The sequence below is a fragment of the Pseudarthrobacter sp. AL07 genome (assembly GCF_029960665.1).
Taxonomy (GTDB): Bacteria; Actinomycetota; Actinomycetes; order Actinomycetales; family Micrococcaceae; genus Arthrobacter.
This window is the reverse complement of sequence record NZ_JASBRB010000001.1, coordinates 37,966-53,876: the sequence shown is the minus strand read 5'-3', so window position 1 is coordinate 53,876 and position 15,911 is coordinate 37,966. Positions and strand designations below refer to the sequence as shown.

Below are 15,911 nucleotides of genomic sequence, written 5' to 3'. Positions count from 1 at the left end.
CTCCCCCGGCTCCCAGTCTATTCCCGATGCCACCGGACGGTAATGTCAGGCGGCCAGGCTCTTCAGGTGCCGGTCCAGGACGTCATGGCACATCTGTGCCGTCATCCAGGCGGGCTGCAGGAGGGCGTGCATGCACAGCCCGTCCAGCGTAGCCAGCAGCCTCTCCGCCTCGACCGCCAGCGACTGCTGCCCGTCGCCGTCGTCCGGTACCAGTGCGGTGATGACCTGCCCGACCACGGCGGCCACCTCCCGGTGGCTCCGATCGGCCTCGGCTGCGAGGAAGGGGCGGATCCTGGCCGCGTTCTTGAAGGCCATCCACACACAGGCGTCCACGGCCCGTTCCTCGTCTAGCGGCAGAAATTCACTCAACAGGGTTAAAACCCCTTCACGATGCGGGCCGGTCCCGGGTACGCTGGCGGCCATCGCCGGCAATGCCGCCGTGAGGCGGACCATGATCCGATCCACAACCGCGGCAAAGGAATGGCTGAGCAGCTCTTCGCTACCGGCAAAGTAGTGCCGGACGGAGCCTACGGCGAGGTCTGCTTCGTCCGCCACCTCCCGCAGGGACGCACGCTCGAGGCCGTCGACGGCGATGATCCTGAAGACCGCTTGAACGATTTCTGCGCGCCGGGCTTCGGCATCAACAAGTTTAGGCACCTTTATTATTTAGCACACCTGTGCTTAAATCCACTCATCGCCGGAACTGGGATAGCGTAGAGGCATGAAAATTCTGGTCACAGGTGGCACCGGGTACATCGGTTCGCACACAGTCTTGTCCCTGCAGGAAGCCGGCCATGACGTGGTGGTGATCGATAACCTGGCGAACTCCAGCGAGGAGTCCCTGCGCCGGGTTGCCGAACTCAGCGGCAAGACCGCGGAATTCCACAACGTGGACCTGGTGGACGAAGCCGCCGTTGAAGGCGTCTTTGCCGCCCACGCGATCGACGCCGTGATCCACTTCGCCGGGCTCAAGGCCGTGGGCGAGTCGGTCCGGGAACCGCTCAAGTACTACTACAACAACCTCGTGGGCACCCTGAACCTGATCCGGGTCATGGACCGCCACGATGTCCGCTCCATCGTCTTCAGTTCATCCGCCACGGTGTACGGGGAGCACAATCCCATCCCCTACGTGGAAAAGATGGAGATCGGCGCCAACAACCCGTACGGCCGCACCAAGGAACAGATCGAGGACATCCTCGCCGATCTGGGCGCCGCTGACAGCCGCTGGCACATTGCCCTCCTGCGCTACTTCAACCCGGTGGGCGCACACCCGTCAGGCCGCATCGGCGAGGATCCCCAGGGCATCCCCAACAACCTGGTGCCCTTCATCGCCCAGGTGGCCGTGGGACGCCGTGACAAGCTCATGGTGTTCGGCGGTGACTACGACACTCCTGACGGCACCTGCCTGCGGGACTACATCCACGTCGTCGACCTCGCCGAAGGCCACGTGGCCGCCCTCAACCACGTCGCCGACCGCCCAGGCGTCTACCGCTGGAACCTGGGCTCCGGAAGGGGGTCCTCGGTCCTGGAGGTCCTTCGGTCCTTCGAGAAGGCCGTGGGCCAGCCCATCCCCTACGAGGTCACCGGACGCCGCGCCGGCGACCTCCCGGCCTTCTGGGCCGACGCCACCTCCGCCCTGGCCGACCTGAGCTGGTCCACCAGCAAGACAGTGGACCAGATGTGCGAGGACCACTGGCGCTGGCAGAAGAACAACCCCCACGGCTACTCCGCTTAAACAGCAACGCGGGGTCACTTACGGCCCGTCCCGAAGCTCGGGATGGGCCGTAAGTGACCCCGCGTTGTTCTGTAGCGGCGTTCTTAGCGGACCGGGTAGTCGCGCTCGGGCTCGCCGATGTACAGCTGGCGCGGGCGGCCGATCTTGGTGTTCGGGTCGCTGATCATTTCACGCCACTGGGCGATCCAGCCCGGCAGGCGGCCGATCGCGAACAGCACGGTGAACATCTTCTCCGGGAAGCCCATGGCCTTGTAGATCAGGCCGGTGTAGAAGTCCACGTTCGGGTAGAGCTTGCGCTGGATGAAGTAATCATCGTTCAGCGCCTTCTCTTCCAGGCGCATGGCGATCTCGAGCAGTTCGTCGTTGCCGCCGAGCTTGGTGAGGATTTCGTGGGCCGTGGCCTTGACGATCTTGGCACGCGGATCGTAATTCTTGTAGACGCGGTGTCCGAAGCCCATAAGTCGGACGCCGTCTTCCTTGTTCTTGACCTTCTCCATGTAATCCTCCGGCTTGGTGCCGTCGGCCTGGATCTGGCGCAGCATCTTCAGCACTGCCTCGTTAGCGCCGCCATGGGCGGGCCCAAAGAGGGCATTGATGCCGGCCGACACCGAGGCGAAGAGGTTGGCGTTTGAGGAGCCCACCAGGCGCACCGTGGACGTCGAACAGTTCTGCTCGTGGTCGGCGTGCAGGATCAGGAGAAGGTCCAGCGCCTTGGCGATGACCGGGTCCACTTCGTACTGCTCGGCGGGAAGGCCGAAGCTGAGGCGGAGGAAGTTCTCCACGAGGTTGTGGGAGTTGTCGGGGTACAGCATGGGCTGGCCGATGCTCTTCTTGAGGGCGTAGGCGGCGATGACCGGCATCTTGGCCAGCAGACGGTACGTGGAGACCTCTACCTGCTCAGCGTTGAACGGATCCAGCGAGTCCTGGTAGAACGTGGACAGCGCCGACACGGCCGAAGAGAGCACAGGCATCGGGTGAGCATCACGGGGAAAGCCGCTGAAGAAGCCCTTGAGCTCTTCGTGCAGCAGCGTGTGGTGACGAATCCGCTGGTCGAAGGCTTCCAGTTCCGTGGGGCTGGGCAGGTTGCCGTAGATCAGCAGGTACGACACCTCGAGGAAGCTGGAGTGCTGCGCCAGCTGTTCGATGGGGTACCCGCGGTAACGCAGGATGCCGGCATCGCCGTCGATGTAGGTAATAGCGGACGTGGTTGCTGCGGTGTTCATGAAGCCGGGGTCAAAGGTGACTGCGCCCGTCTGCTTGAGCAGCTTGGAAACGTCGTAGCCTTCGTTTCCTTCAACAACCTGGATGCGCGGGAGCTTGAGCTCGCCTCCTGCATGGTGCAGGGTTGCGCTGTTGGTCTCAGTCATGGAGTCCCCTTCATGAGGCACGTAGGCCTCTGTCGAAAGCTTGATCCAACATCCGGTGAGCCGCGGCACTGACCCTGTTCTTCCAGGAATCCAACACCCGAGCTGCCTTCTTGTAGAAAGCCACCATTGATAGTCACTTAAAAAGTACCGCCCGATTGCGGGTGTCACTAATCGGAGGCGCGGAAAACCCCCGTAAAATGCCGTCTTTGTGGCGCGAGTCACATGATTGTTACGGCGCCGTGGCCAGTCTGGCCACGGCCGCGTCAATCCGCTCATCCGTGCCTGTCAGGGCGACACGCACAAACCCGTTGCCGGCCTCGCCATAAAAGACGCCCGGACCCACCACGATGCCCCGCTCAGCCAGCCGCGCCACCGTGTCCCAGGTGCTCTCTCCGGCGGTAGACCAAAGGTACAGTCCGGCGTCGGAATCCTTGATCTCCAGCCCGAAGCCCCGCAGTGCCGGCATCAGGCGCTCCCGGCGTCCGCGGTACAGGTCCTTCTGGGCCTGAACGTGGGTGTCATCGCCCAGCGCAACCCGCATTGCTTCCTGCACCGGGTAGGGGACGATCATGCCCGCATGCTTGCGGCTGTTGACGAGGCTCGCCATGATGGCCGGGTCACCGGCCACGAACGCTGCGCGGTAGCCTGCCACGTTGGACTGCTTGCTCAACGAGTACACAGCCAGGAGGCCCTCGTGGGACCCGCCGGAAACGCGATGGTCCAGGATGCTGGGAACTGGCTCGCCGCCTCGCTGTGCGTCCCACGCGCCCCACCCGAGTTCGGCGTAGCACTCGTCCGACGCCACCACGGCGCCCAGGTCGCGGGCCTGCGCCACAATGGCCTGGAGTGACTCAACGCCCCTGACGCTTCCGGTGGGGTTCCCCGGCGAGTTCACCCAGATCAGCCGCACGCGGGAGCGCGTGGCTTGGTCCAACTCGTCAAGGTTGTCGGTAGCCACAGAGGTAACGCCGGCGAAAGTAGCCCCGATGTCATAGGTGGGGTAAGCAACCTTGGGACGGACGACGACGTCGCCCGGCTTCAGCCCGAGCAGGAGCGGCAGCCAGGCCACCAGTTCCTTGGAGCCCACCGTGGGCATGACGTTCTTAGGGTCCAGGCAGGGGACGCCGCGGCGCCGCTCAAACCAGGCCGCGATGGCTTCCCGCAATGGAAGAGTGCCGTGAACGGTGGGGTATCCCGGCGCGTCCGCGGCGGCCTTGAGGGCAGCCTGGATCAGTGCGGGAGTAGGGTCGACGGGCGTGCCGATCGATAGGTTCACGGCCCCGCCGTGGTGCTCAGCTGCTTTGGCCAGGTACGGAGCCATGGCCTCCCAGGGGTAGTCGGGCAGGCTCAGGCCGAAGCTGTTCACGGCTGCTGTCAACGCGCTACCCGGCTCAGTGGTCTTGGTTCTGCAGCGGCAGGGCGGCGATCATCGGGTGGTCCTTGCCCGTGTTGCCCACCTTCGCGGCGCCACCGGGCGAGCCCAGGTCATCGAAGAATTCGACGTTGGCCTTATAGTAGTCAGCCCACTCTTCAGGAGTGTCATCCTCGTAATAGATGGCCTCCACGGGGCAGACCGGCTCACAGGCACCACAGTCGACACACTCGTCGGGGTGGATGTACAAGGAACGCTCACCCTCATAGATGCAGTCAACGGGGCACTCCTCAATACATGCCTTGTCCTTGACATCTACACACGGCTGCGCGATTACGTACGTCACGTCCCTTGCCTCTCCACGATATTTCCCGGCAATGGCCGGCACTTGAATCCGGCACCGGCCGGACTGTTGACTTCTGAGCCTATTATCTCCCAGCCCATCCACGCGAACCTAGCCGGCCGCCTTAGTATGAACTGGTGAGTCCCGCCCAGCCTACGCCCCGAGAGTTTCTGGCCAGCGCCCCGCCCGGAACACGGGTTGTAGTCCGTTACCGGATCGACGGCGGCCTGACCGATGCACTGGGGTACTTGGTGGCAACTCACGACGGCGGCTGCACGGTCCGCACGCGGAAGGCCGACGTCGTGATCCCCCTGGACCTTATGGTGGCTGCCAAGGAAGTGCCGCCGGCACCGGAGCGGCGCCCCGCCCGCGTCCGCAACTGACGCTCTCCTGACACAAAAAAGCTGCCGGCACGACGGCGGGAATCCCGCCTGCCGTACCGGCAGCTTCAATGAGTTTTTGTCCAGATAATGCGGCCTAAACCGCCCTAAAGTGCGTTTATCTGGACAAAAACTGGGTTAGGCCTTGGCGCGGGCGCGGGTGGCCTTGGCGCGTTCGCTGGCGTCCAGGATGAGCTTCCGGATACGGATGGACTCCGGGGTCACCTCAACGCACTCGTCTTCGCGGGCGAATTCCAAGGATTCTTCCAGAGTCAGGTTGCGCGGCGGGGTCATGTTCTCGAAGGTGTCCGAGGACGCTGCGCGCATGTTGGTGAGCTGCTTTTCCCTGGTGATGTTCACGTCCATGTCATCGGCGCGTGAGTTCTCGCCAACGATCATGCCTTCGTAGACCTCGGAGGTGGGCTGCACGAAGAATGACATGCGTTCCTGAAGCTTGATCATCGCGAACGGGGTGACCACGCCAGAGCGGTCAGCCACGATCGAACCGTTGGTGCGGTACTCGATGGGGCCGGCCCACGGCTCGTAGCCCTCGGCGATGGAGGAAGCAATGCCGGCACCACGGGTGTCGGTGAGGAACTTGGTGCGGAAGCCGATCAGGCCACGGGCCGGAACGATGAACTCCATGCGGCACCAGCCGGTGCCGTGGTTGGCCATGTTGGTCATGCGGCCCTTGCGGGCGGCCATCAGCTGGGTGACGGCGCCGAGGTACTCTTCCGGAACGTCGATGGTCATGTGTTCCATCGGCTCGTGGATCTTGCCGTCGACGGTCTTGGTGACAACCTGCGGCTTGCCGACAGTCAGTTCGAAGCCTTCACGGCGCATCTGCTCAACCAGGATGGCAAGGGCCAGCTCGCCACGGCCCTGGACTTCCCAGGCGTCGGGACGCTCGGTGGGGAGAACCTTGATGGAGACGTTACCGATCAGTTCCTTGTCCAGGCGGTCTTTTACCTGGCGGGCCGTGACCTTGGCGCCCTTGACCCGGCCGGCCAGCGGCGAGGTGTTGATACCGATGGTCATGGAGATCGCGGGATCATCCACGGTGATCAGCGGCAGCGGCTGCGGGTTGTCGACGTCGGTCAGGGTCTCACCAATGGTGATTTCCTCGATACCGGCCACCGCTACGATTTCGCCCGGGCCTGCAGACTCGGTGGGAACACGGTCCAGTGCCTTGGTGGCCAGCAGTTCGGTGATCTTGACGTTCTTGAGTTCGCCGTTGGCGCGTGCCCAGGCAACGGTCTGGCCCTTGCGCAGGGTGCCGTTGTAGATGCGCAGCAGCGCGAGACGGCCCAGGAACGGGGAGGCGTCCAGGTTGGTCACGTGTGCCTGGAGGACGCCGTTCGGGTTGTACGTCGGGGCCGGGATGTGCTCGATGATGGTCTTGAACAGCGGCTCAAGGTCTTCGTTGTCCGGAGCGGAGCCGTCGGCGGGCTGGTCCAGGGAGGCGCGGCCCACCCTCGCTGCTGCGTAGACAACCGGAACTTCAAGGATCTTGTCGAGGTCCAGGTCCGGAACTTCGTCGGCGAGGTCCGAGGCGAGACCCAAGAGGAGGTCCATGGATTCGTGGACAACTTCCTCGATGCGGGCGTCGGGGCGGTCTGTCTTGTTGACGAGGAGGATGACAGGCAGGTGCGCGGCCAAGGCCTTGCGCAGCACGAAGCGGGTCTGGGGCAGCGGGCCCTCGGAAGCGTCAACGAGGAGCACAACGCCGTCCACCATGGACAGGCCGCGCTCTACTTCGCCACCGAAATCGGCGTGGCCGGGGGTGTCGATGACGTTGATGGTGATGGTTTCACCCTTGGAGGACGGTCCGTTGTAGGCCACGGTGGTGTTCTTGGCCAAGATGGTGATGCCCTTTTCGCGCTCCAGGTCGCCGGAGTCCATCACGCGGTCTTCGAGGTGGTTGTGTTCGGCAAAAGAGTTGGTCTGCTTGAGCATGGCGTCGACCAGTGTGGTCTTGCCGTGGTCAACGTGGGCCACGATCGCGACGTTGCGGAGGTCACTGCGAGAGGCAGTGGCTACCGCGGTGTTGGTGGTGGTTTCAGACATGCGTAAGTGCTCGATTCAGTGGTGAAGTCAGCTGTTGTATCGCGACATTTCCAACCGGAACGCACGACGGATTAGCCCAATAACACAGGGCTCCTTACCTCATTCTAGACGCTGGGCCTATTGTTGGCCTAAAAATTTCGGACCGGTCCAGTTCGTCCGGTGGGCAATTTCGGCGCGCCATGCCTCAAAGAGTGATCAAGCTCACTGGATTTTTGTGACTTGATGGCAGATCATTGCTGTGATAGCACAGCAAGCCCGGAGAACCCCTGATGCGAAAAGCCTCGGCTCTTACCCGCTTTGTCGCATCTGGAATCGCGATAGCCGCGCTCCTGGGCGGCTGCGGAAAGGCCCCAGCAGCCACACCGGATTCCGGCGTGCCATTCCCGGTTCGGGCAGCCGCGGCCGGCGGATACCAAGCCGGCGGCAGGGAATCGATCGGCTTGCCTGACGGCTTTGTGTACCGCAATCTGGCCAGCGGACGTGATGAGGTTGTAGTGCCGGACATGCGCCACACCGCCCTCCTGATCGGCGACTCCCAATCCGAGCCCGCCGACGGCTGGCCGCGGCTTGGCCTTGCAGCCATCGGTTACAAGGTCCATTTCTGCGGGCTCGGCGGGACGGGATTCGTGGCGTCCAACGGCAAGACGGGGAACTACATCGACGCTTTGCAGCGCGGTGACTGGAAGCTGCCGTACGGCACGCCCGCGCTGATCGTCATCCAGGGCGGCGGCAACGATGCCGCGCGGGGGGCCACGGATGCCCAGATTGTGGCCAACGCCGACCGTCTGATCGCTGCGCTGAAGGACCGCTATCCACGCGCCAGGATGGCCATGATCGGCACCCTGGCCCGCGGCGCCAACTACGGCGGCGGGCGCAGGACGCAAGTGGACGCGCTCCTCGGTACGGTAGCAGCCCGGCACGGCATACCGTTTGTAGGCGTGGGCGACTGGCTGTCGAAATACAACCTCGCGAAGAACCTGGCAGACGCCGTCCACATGGATGGCGCGGGCCGCCGGTCACTGGGCGGGTTGCTGGAAACCAGGCTTCGGCAGCTGGGACTCGAAGGCCCGGCGCTGGACGGCACACCCCGGGCGACAGCGTCCGCGCTCACTCCTGCGGACTGAGCAGAATCTTAAATGGCGATGGAGCCGGTGCCCTGAAGCACCGGCTCCACTCTTAACTCGGGATACTGCGGCCCGATCAGGCCACTTCGGGCGGAAGCATCAGCTTCGCACCGGGAATGGCGTTGAGCAGTGCCTTCGTGTATTCCTGCTGAGGGGACTCGAAGACATTGTTCGTGGAACCGGTCTCCACCAGCTTGCCCTTTTCCATCACACAGACGTGGTCGGCAATCTGCCGCACCACAGCCAGGTCATGGGTGATAAAGAGATAGGTCAGCCCGAGATTGGCCTGCAGGTCTGCGAGCAGGTTGAGCACCTGCGCCTGGACCAGCACGTCCAGCGCGGACACGGCCTCATCGCAGATGATCACCTCGGGGTCCAGCGCCAGGGCACGGGCAATGGCAACACGCTGCCGCTGGCCGCCGGAGAGCTCGTTCGGGTACCGCTGCATGCTGGACTGCGGCAGGGCCACCTGGTCAAGCAGTTCGCGGACCTTCTTCTCCCGGCTCGCTTTGTCGCCGATCTTGTGGACGCGCAACGGCTCCTCAATGGTCCGGTAGATGTTGTACATCGGGTCCAGCGAACCATAGGGGTCCTGAAAAATCGGCTGCACCCGCCGCCTGAATTTGAAGAGTTCCGACGACTTCAGCAGCGAGGTGTCGACGCCGTCGAACAGGATCTTTCCCTCGGTGGGCTTTTCGAGCTGCAGCACCATCTTTGCGACGGTGGATTTGCCCGAACCCGACTCCCCCACGATAGCTGTGGTGGTGCCCCTCTTAACATCGAAGCTCACCCCGTCAACGGCCGCGAAGGCGGTCGTTTTCCCCAAGCCCTGGCGGAGCTTGTAGACCTTGCGCAGGTCCTGGATCTGCAGGACCTGATCCGAGGCAGCTGCCTCCGCAACTGGAGCCAGCAGGTCTGAAGCTTCGAGTCCCTGCTCCCTCGCGACCTGGATCCTTCGACTCGCCAGTGACGGCGCAGATTCAACCAGCCGCTTGGTGTACGGGTGCTGCGGATTCTGGAGCAACGCCAGTGACGGCCCGGCTTCCACCACCTGCCCCCGGTACATCACCACAACTTTGTCCGCCCGTTCTGCGGCCAGCCCCAGATCATGGGTGATCAGCAGGACTGCTGTACCCAGGTCTGTGGTCATGGTGTCCAGGTGATCCAGAATCTGCCGCTGGACCGTGACGTCCAGTGCCGACGTCGGCTCGTCCGCGATCAGCAGGCGCGGCTGGCAGGACAGTCCGATGGCAATGAGGGCACGCTGGCGCATACCGCCGGAAAACTCATGCGGGTACTGCTTGGCCCGCCGGTGGGCATCCGGCAGTCCCGCCTCGGACAGCACCTGGGCGACATCATCCGGGCCACTGGGCCGGCCGTTGGCACGAAGAGTCTCCTTGACCTGGTAGCCGATCTTCCAGACCGGGTTCAGGTTGGACATCGGGTCCTGCGGGACCATACCGATCGTATTGCCCCGCAGTTCGATCATCCGCTTCTCCGTGGCGTGGGCGATGTCCTCGCCATCAAGAAGGATTTGCCCATGGGACACCGCACCGTTGTTCGGCAGTAGGCCGATGGCAGCGAGTGCCGTGGTCGACTTGCCTGAGCCGGACTCGCCCACGATAGCTACGGTTTCTCCCGGCATGATGGTCAGGTGTGCGTTGCGGACGGCCTGGACGTCGCCACCGCTGGTCTTGAAGGTGATGGCTAGGTCTCGGATTTCCAGGAGAGGTCTGATTCCTGAATAATCTGCTTCGTCGACTTGAACGTCGGAAATTGTCATCTTTTTGTCTCTCATCGCTGCCGACTCTTGGGGTCGAGGGCGTCACGAACGGCGTCGCCCAGCATGATGAAGCTGAGGACGGTGATGGACAGGGCCGCTGCCGGGTAAAGCATGATTTCCGGCGTGGTCCGAATAGAGGATTGCGCTGCGGCAATGTCATGTCCCCAGGACATAACACCTTCCGGCAAGCCGATCCCCAAGAATGACAGCGTCGCTTCCGCCACAATGAACACACCCAGCTCCAACGTGGCGAGCACAATCACCGGTGCCAAGGCGTTCGGCAGGACGTGCTTGACCAATGTACCGAAACGGGATAAGCCCAGCGCGCGGGCAGCGGTGACAAAGTCCGCGTTGCGGACTTCGACGACGGCGCCGCGCGTAATGCGCGCCATCTGAGGCCAGGCGAGCAGCGAAATGACCAGCACGACCGTCCACACGCTCTTGTTGGTACGGAATAGCGGCAGCTGTGTGATCACCAGTGCACCAAGGATCAGTGGCAGGGCAAAGAAGATGTCCCCGAGACGGGCCAGGACGGTATCCAGCCAGCCGCCGTAGAAGCCAGCGAGGGCACCAAACGTCACCCCCACAATCAAGACGCAAATCACGGACAGAACGCCGACGGAGAGCGACGCCTGAGTCCCGTGAACAACTCTGGAATAGATATCGCACCCTTGGAACGTGAAACCGAAGGGATGCCCCGCTGAGGGACCACCTTCGGAATTTGCCAGTTCACAGCCGTCGTTTGGCGCCACGGTGGAAAGGAGGCTGGGGAAGAGGGCAATGACCGTCAGCGCCATGATGAGGAGAGCGGACATGATGAACAGGGGCCTGCGGCGGAGTTTCCGCCACGCATCGACCCACAGGCTGAGGGGCGCGTCTTCATTCTTCAAGGCATCCGTGGCCAGTAGCGGAGTTTCGTCCATAGGGGCCACAAAGTGGCTGTTATTACTGGTCATAACGAATCCTCGGGTCGAGCCAGGCGTACAGAAGGTCAACGAGCAGGTTAGCCGCCACAAACACGAGCACCAGTACGCTAACGATGGAAACGATGGTGGGGCCCTCAGTACGCAGGACGGCCTGGTAGAGCTTGTTGCCTACGCCTGGGACGTTGAAGATGCCTTCAGTGACAATAGCGCCGCCCATCAGCCCACCCAGGTTAGCGCCCAAGTATGTGACCACGGGGATCAAAGAGTTGCGGAGGATATGGGCCAACACCACGCGGGGGCGCGACAGACCCTTCGCCGTAGCGGTCCGCACATAGTCGGCATTCATGCTCTCGCTTACGGAGGCGCGGGTCAGCCGCAAAACGTAGGCAAACGACACGAGACCCAGCACCACTGCGGGCAACAGGAGGTTGCCCCAGTCCGCGCTGGCACCGACGGTCGGCTTAGCCCAACCGAGGTTGACTCCGAAGATCAGCTGGAACACGAACCCGAGCACGAAGGTGGGCACGGCGATCACCACAAGGGAAGCCACCAACACGGTCGAGTCAAACCATCCGCCGCGCCGCAGCCCGGCGAAAACACCAAAAGCCACGCCAAAGACGGCCTGAATGATAAGCGCTTCGACGGCGAGCATCGCTGTCACCGGGAAGACCCGGGCCAGGGTCGCAGCAATGGGCTGGCCGGTGAAGTCATTGCCGAGATTGAACGTGAAGAGGTTTCTAAGGAAAAGGCCGTACTGAACCCAGAACGGTTCGTCCAGGTGGTATTGGCTACGCAACGTATCGATGACGGCCTGGGGTGGCTGGCGGTCGCCGAAGAGAGCGGCAATAGGGTCGCCAGGTAGGGCGAAAACCATGTAATAAACCAAGAGGGTGGTGCCGATGAAGACGGGAATCACTTGAAGGAGTCGGCGAAGGATAAAGCGGACCATAGGATCACCGCCCTTCCGGTTGGGACTTGCTGAGTTTCATGTGTGCCTTCCTGCAGTGCAGGCAAAAGGGGGCCCGGCTCTAAGACCGGACCCCCGTTCGCCTGCCTGCAAGTTAGATGCTAGTGACTACTTGGCCGTGATGTTGTAGTAAAGAATTTCGCCATTCCAACCAGTTTCGGCCTTCACAACGTTATTGCTCCATACAATCGGCTTGGCATAGTCCCAAAGCGGCAAGCCGGGCAGGTCCTCGAACAGGACTTCCTGGGCCTGGTTGAACTTGTCGTTGGCCGCATCAGTTGTCTTGGCGGCCAGTCCTTCCTGGAGCAGCTTGTCGAACTCCGGGTTCGAGTACTTCTCGTAGTTGGAGGACGCGCCCGTTGCCCACACTGGGCCAAGGAAGTTGTACAGCGACGGGTAGTCACCCTGCCAGCCAGCGCGGGTCAGACCGGGAAGCTCTTGTGACTTACGCAGGTTGAGCACCTCGGCAAACTTGGCGAAGGGCTGGATCTCGGCCTGGATGCCGAGGTTGTTCTTGAAACCGTTGGCTACGGCGTCAATCCACTCCTTGTGTCCGCCGTCCGTGTTGGAGGCAATCTGGAGTGGTTTGGAGTTGTCGTACGGCTGGATTTTCTCCGCTTGGGCCCACAAGTCCTTCGCCTTGGCGGCGTCGAACTTCAGGACCTCGCTGCCCTTGAGGTCTGCCTTGAAGCCATCGATGACCGGAGGCGCGAAGGCCTTGGCCGGCGTTCGGGTGCCGTTGAAGACCACCTTGGTGATTTCCTCGCGGTTGATGGCGTAAGACAGGGCCTGGCGGCGCAGCTTTCCGGCCTCACCCTGGAAATTCGGGTTGTAGCCCGGAATGTTCAACGTGCCGTTGGTGGCCACGGGCTTGGTGGCGTTGCGGTCCTGGAAGTCCGTTACGTAGGTCTTCGTCGCATTGGAGGGCAGCACGTCGGTGATGTCCAGGTTATCGGCCTGGAGGTCAGTGTAGGCGGGGCTCGGATCCGTGTAGAACTTGAACGTCACGCCACCGTTCTTGGCCGGACGGGTCCCGTTGTAGTCAGCGTTCTTCACCAGCGAGATGGACTGGTCGTGGACCCATGCCCCGGTCTTCTCCAACTTGTACGGGCCGTTACCCACCGGGTTTTCGCCGTAGGTCTTGGGGTCCTTCAGCGCTGCGGAGGGCAGCGGGTAAAAGGCCGAGTAGCCAAGACGCAGCGACCAGTCAGCTTCAGGCTGGGCCAGCTTGACGGTGAGGGTCGAATCGTCTGTAGCCTTCAAGCCGGACATGCTTTCGGCCGTGGGGGCGGGAGTGGTGGTGGTCTTGCCATCCGCGGATTTTTCAGTGGTCACCGCGGAAACATCTTCGTAGCCGGCGATGGATTCGAAGAAGAAACTGTTGTTCTGCAGGTTTGTGGAGTTAGCCGCGAAGTTCCAGGTGTCAACGAATGTTTTCGCGGTGATCGCCTCGCCGTTGGTGAACTTCTGGCCCGGCTTGATTTTGATAGTCCAGTTCTGGGCGTCGGGTGACTCAATGGACTCTGCAAGGGCATTGACTGCTTTACCGTCCGGGTCATAACTGCGAAGGCCTTCGAAAAGCAGGTTAATAACGCGGCCGCCATTGGTTTCGTTGGTGTTCGCCGGCAGCAAGGGGTTCTGGGGTTCGCTGTTGTACGCGGTGATGACCTTGTTGGGATCGCCGGCCGACTGGCTGGCACCATCATTGCTGCCTCCTCCAGCGCCGCAGCCGGTCAAGGCAAGGGCAGCGATAGCCACGATGCCAAGTGCTTTGGAAGTGCGCGTAAAACGCATTCCGCCTCCTATGAGTTGTGGGAGAAAATTAGGGGAAATCTTGTGCTCCCCGGCAGGTCTGCCACAGGTTCTCACTGTGACGTGGCCTACATATACGAGTAGCCTAACCGCACAAAGTCCAAATACTGGTACTCCGTTGCCAAACCGTAACCAGTTAACCGCCAATAACTAGCCGCTACCAGGAAGTTGCGCAAGTCACATGCTACTCGCTGGTAGGGTTTGCTGCGAATCGGGGACGGGGCGGGCTCCCACAACGGCGACACGCCCCCCAGGACGGCCTATTTCAGGCGCCACTCCCACACATTCCACCAGACGCCCAAAGGGCCGGAGCTGGGCCTGATGCCCGTGACACGGCTGCTGAAAGCGACGGTTCCGGTGGTCTGGTAGAGCGGTAGCCCGTAGGCGTTTTCCCAGACACGTTTATCGATGCCGGCCAACAGTTCGTCCTGCTTTGCCAGGTCGGTGGTGCCGGCCAGTTGCTCCATCGCTTTGTCCGCGTCGGCGTCGGAAAATCCGTTAAAGTTGCTGCCGCCACCGGTTTTGAAGATCTGCGGGACGCGGCTGACACCGACCCCGGGTCCGATGGAGCCGAAGATGGCGGCGTCGTAGCTGCCGCCGCCGAGCGCTTTCGCCCAGTCCGAACTGCCGAGGCCCGCGTCTTCAACGCTGATTCCGGCCAAGCGCGCGGATTCGCGGATCAGGGAAAAGGCCCGAACCCGGTTGGGGTTGTCCTTGTTGTACAGGACCCGGATGGTAGGAGCAGCATCCCGCAATTTCGACCTGGCGCCTTTGATATCCACGTCGGAGTAGTTGGCCGAACCGTTGCCCTTCACGGCGTCCCGATATTTGGGCTGGGCTGGCAGGAAGACCTGTGAGTCCAGCGGTTTCGCGTCGGCGACAAATCCGCCCACCACGTCATCCACGATCTTCTGCCGCGGTACGGTCTTCAGAAACGCTTCCCGGACGTCCTTGTCCGCGAACGGTCCCGAAAAGTTGAGATCGAGGTGGTCGTAACCGGACTGGCTGAAGCGCTGGACGGTATTGCCCTGCTCCGCCAGCCCGTCGAAGAGGCTTTCGGTACCGGCAGAAGGCTGCGGCGCGATGATGTCCGCCTGTCCGTTCCGGAGGGCGGCAATGGCTGTGGAGGCGGCCCCGGTGAACCGCACGGTGATGTCATCCAGATAGGGCTCCGGCCCCCACACATAGTCCCTGTTCCGGACCAGCCGGATCGAGGCGTCCGGAACGATGTCCCGGACGATATACGGGCCGCTGGAAAGGTACATGGCAGGATCATCAGGAAGCTTCTTGGTGTCGAAGCCTGAATTCCAGAAGTCGCTGACCCGCTTCAGCGGGGTGTTGACCGCCGGCCGTTCGGTGTCGCCCTTAGGCGAGTCCCTGATCAGGTCCACGAGGTCGCCTTCGTCGTTAAGGCCGCTTTTGGCGGCGACAACATGGGCGGGGAGACCGACGTCGAACGCTACTTCCCAATCAGCGTACAGGGAAGCGTATTCCAGCGTGATGGAACGCCCGTCACTCCCGATCTCCGGGAGTGCAGTGGCGCCCAAGCCGCTCTTGTCAGCCGCGGACGAAAAGTACGTTGTGCCGGTCCCCGCCTGAGGTTCAGCGTCGTCGAAGTAGCCCGAGCCGGCCGCCCAGGACAGGAGGAGGTCGCCGGCGTCGATGGCTTCGCCGTCGGACCATTTCACACCCTCGCTGACGGTGTACTTCACCTTCAGCGGCTTATCGGAGATCTTCTCGATCCGGCCGAATTTCTCGTTCCGGACCACCTGTTCGGTGTCATCCACGTAGTAGAACCCCGAATGGGTGATGTAGCCGATCTTGGTGTTGATGTCCGTGTTTCCGGCGGCACTGAACGGGTTGAAGGACGTGAAAGCATTCACCTCGGCCACGGTGGCGCTGCCGCCGCGGTTCGTCTCGCCGACCACCACAGGGGGCGCTCCCCCGGACGCGGAGCACCCCGAGATAACCAGCGCGGCACCGACGGCCCCGGTAATGACCTGAATCAGATGCCTCAGGGGCATGCCGCCTCCTT

General features: G+C 62.4%; 13 protein-coding genes. 3 read left to right on the top strand and 10 right to left on the bottom strand.

Annotated features, from left to right (window positions below; genetic code table 11):
* Window positions 1-45 precede the first annotated feature (45 nt).
* Window positions 46-657, bottom strand: coding sequence for a TetR family transcriptional regulator C-terminal domain-containing protein (locus tag QK290_RS00255; RefSeq protein WP_282328774.1), 612 nt, complete (start codon window positions 655-657; stop codon window positions 46-48).
* Window positions 658-721: 64 nt separating this feature from the next.
* Here QK290_RS00255 and galE point away from each other — a divergent pair, with 64 nt between their 5' ends.
* Window positions 722-1,735, top strand: a complete 1,014-nt coding sequence (gene galE, locus QK290_RS00250) for a UDP-glucose 4-epimerase GalE (RefSeq protein WP_282328773.1) — start codon at window positions 722-724, stop codon at window positions 1,733-1,735.
* Window positions 1,736-1,818: 83 nt separating this feature from the next.
* Here the strand turns inward: galE and QK290_RS00245 are convergent, their stop codons facing one another.
* The 3 genes from QK290_RS00245 to fdxA all read right to left on the bottom strand — a co-directional run bounded on the left by QK290_RS00245 (window position 1,819) and on the right by fdxA (window position 4,820).
* On the bottom strand, window positions 1,819-3,102 hold the full coding sequence (locus QK290_RS00245; protein ID WP_160672493.1) for a citrate synthase: 1,284 nt from the start codon (window positions 3,100-3,102) through the stop codon (window positions 1,819-1,821).
* Window positions 3,103-3,331: 229 nt separating this feature from the next.
* Window positions 3,332-4,480, bottom strand: coding sequence for a succinyldiaminopimelate transaminase (gene dapC, locus QK290_RS00240; RefSeq protein ID WP_282328772.1), 1,149 nt, complete (start codon window positions 4,478-4,480; stop codon window positions 3,332-3,334).
* A 13-nt stretch (window positions 4,481-4,493) separates the two neighbouring features.
* Window positions 4,494-4,820, bottom strand: a complete 327-nt coding sequence (gene fdxA, locus QK290_RS00235; protein ID WP_056344030.1) for a ferredoxin — start codon at window positions 4,818-4,820, stop codon at window positions 4,494-4,496.
* A 134-nt stretch (window positions 4,821-4,954) separates the two neighbouring features.
* On the opposite strand from fdxA, the gene QK290_RS00230 reads away from it, so the two are divergent.
* Entirely contained in the window at window positions 4,955-5,200 is a 246-nt protein-coding gene (locus QK290_RS00230) for a hypothetical protein (RefSeq protein ID WP_282328771.1), read from the top strand.
* A gap of 135 nt (window positions 5,201-5,335) precedes the next feature.
* On the opposite strand, the gene typA is transcribed toward QK290_RS00230, so the two are convergent.
* Window positions 5,336-7,264, bottom strand: a complete 1,929-nt coding sequence (gene typA, locus QK290_RS00225; protein ID WP_282328770.1) for a translational GTPase TypA — start codon at window positions 7,262-7,264, stop codon at window positions 5,336-5,338.
* A 269-nt stretch (window positions 7,265-7,533) separates the two neighbouring features.
* Between typA and QK290_RS00220 the strand changes: the two genes are divergently transcribed.
* Window positions 7,534-8,388: an SGNH/GDSL hydrolase family protein gene (locus QK290_RS00220; protein WP_282328769.1), complete on the top strand. Its 855-nt coding sequence runs from the start codon at window positions 7,534-7,536 to the stop codon at window positions 8,386-8,388.
* 76 nt (window positions 8,389-8,464) lie between these two features.
* On the opposite strand, the gene QK290_RS00215 is transcribed toward QK290_RS00220, so the two are convergent.
* The 5 genes from QK290_RS00215 to QK290_RS00195 all read right to left on the bottom strand — a co-directional run bounded on the left by QK290_RS00215 (window position 8,465) and on the right by QK290_RS00195 (window position 15,900).
* Window positions 8,465-10,171 (bottom strand): ABC transporter ATP-binding protein, encoded by a 1,707-nt coding sequence (locus QK290_RS00215; RefSeq protein WP_282328768.1) that lies wholly within the window; start codon window positions 10,169-10,171, stop codon window positions 8,465-8,467.
* A gap of 11 nt (window positions 10,172-10,182) precedes the next feature.
* Window positions 10,183-11,127 carry an ABC transporter permease gene (locus QK290_RS00210; RefSeq protein WP_282328767.1) on the bottom strand — a complete coding sequence of 315 codons (945 nt, stop codon included), beginning with the start codon at window positions 11,125-11,127 and terminating at the stop codon, window positions 10,183-10,185.
* On the bottom strand, window positions 11,117-12,046 hold the full coding sequence (locus QK290_RS00205; RefSeq protein WP_282328766.1) for an ABC transporter permease: 930 nt from the start codon (window positions 12,044-12,046) through the stop codon (window positions 11,117-11,119). The genes QK290_RS00210 and QK290_RS00205 overlap by 11 nt, the downstream gene beginning before the upstream one ends.
* 126 nt (window positions 12,047-12,172) lie before the next feature.
* Window positions 12,173-13,858 (bottom strand): ABC transporter substrate-binding protein, encoded by a 1,686-nt coding sequence (locus tag QK290_RS00200; RefSeq protein ID WP_282328765.1) that lies wholly within the window; start codon window positions 13,856-13,858, stop codon window positions 12,173-12,175.
* Between the two features lie 278 nt (window positions 13,859-14,136).
* On the bottom strand, window positions 14,137-15,900 hold the full coding sequence (locus QK290_RS00195; protein WP_282328764.1) for an ABC transporter family substrate-binding protein: 1,764 nt from the start codon (window positions 15,898-15,900) through the stop codon (window positions 14,137-14,139).
* Window positions 15,901-15,911 lie beyond the last annotated feature (11 nt).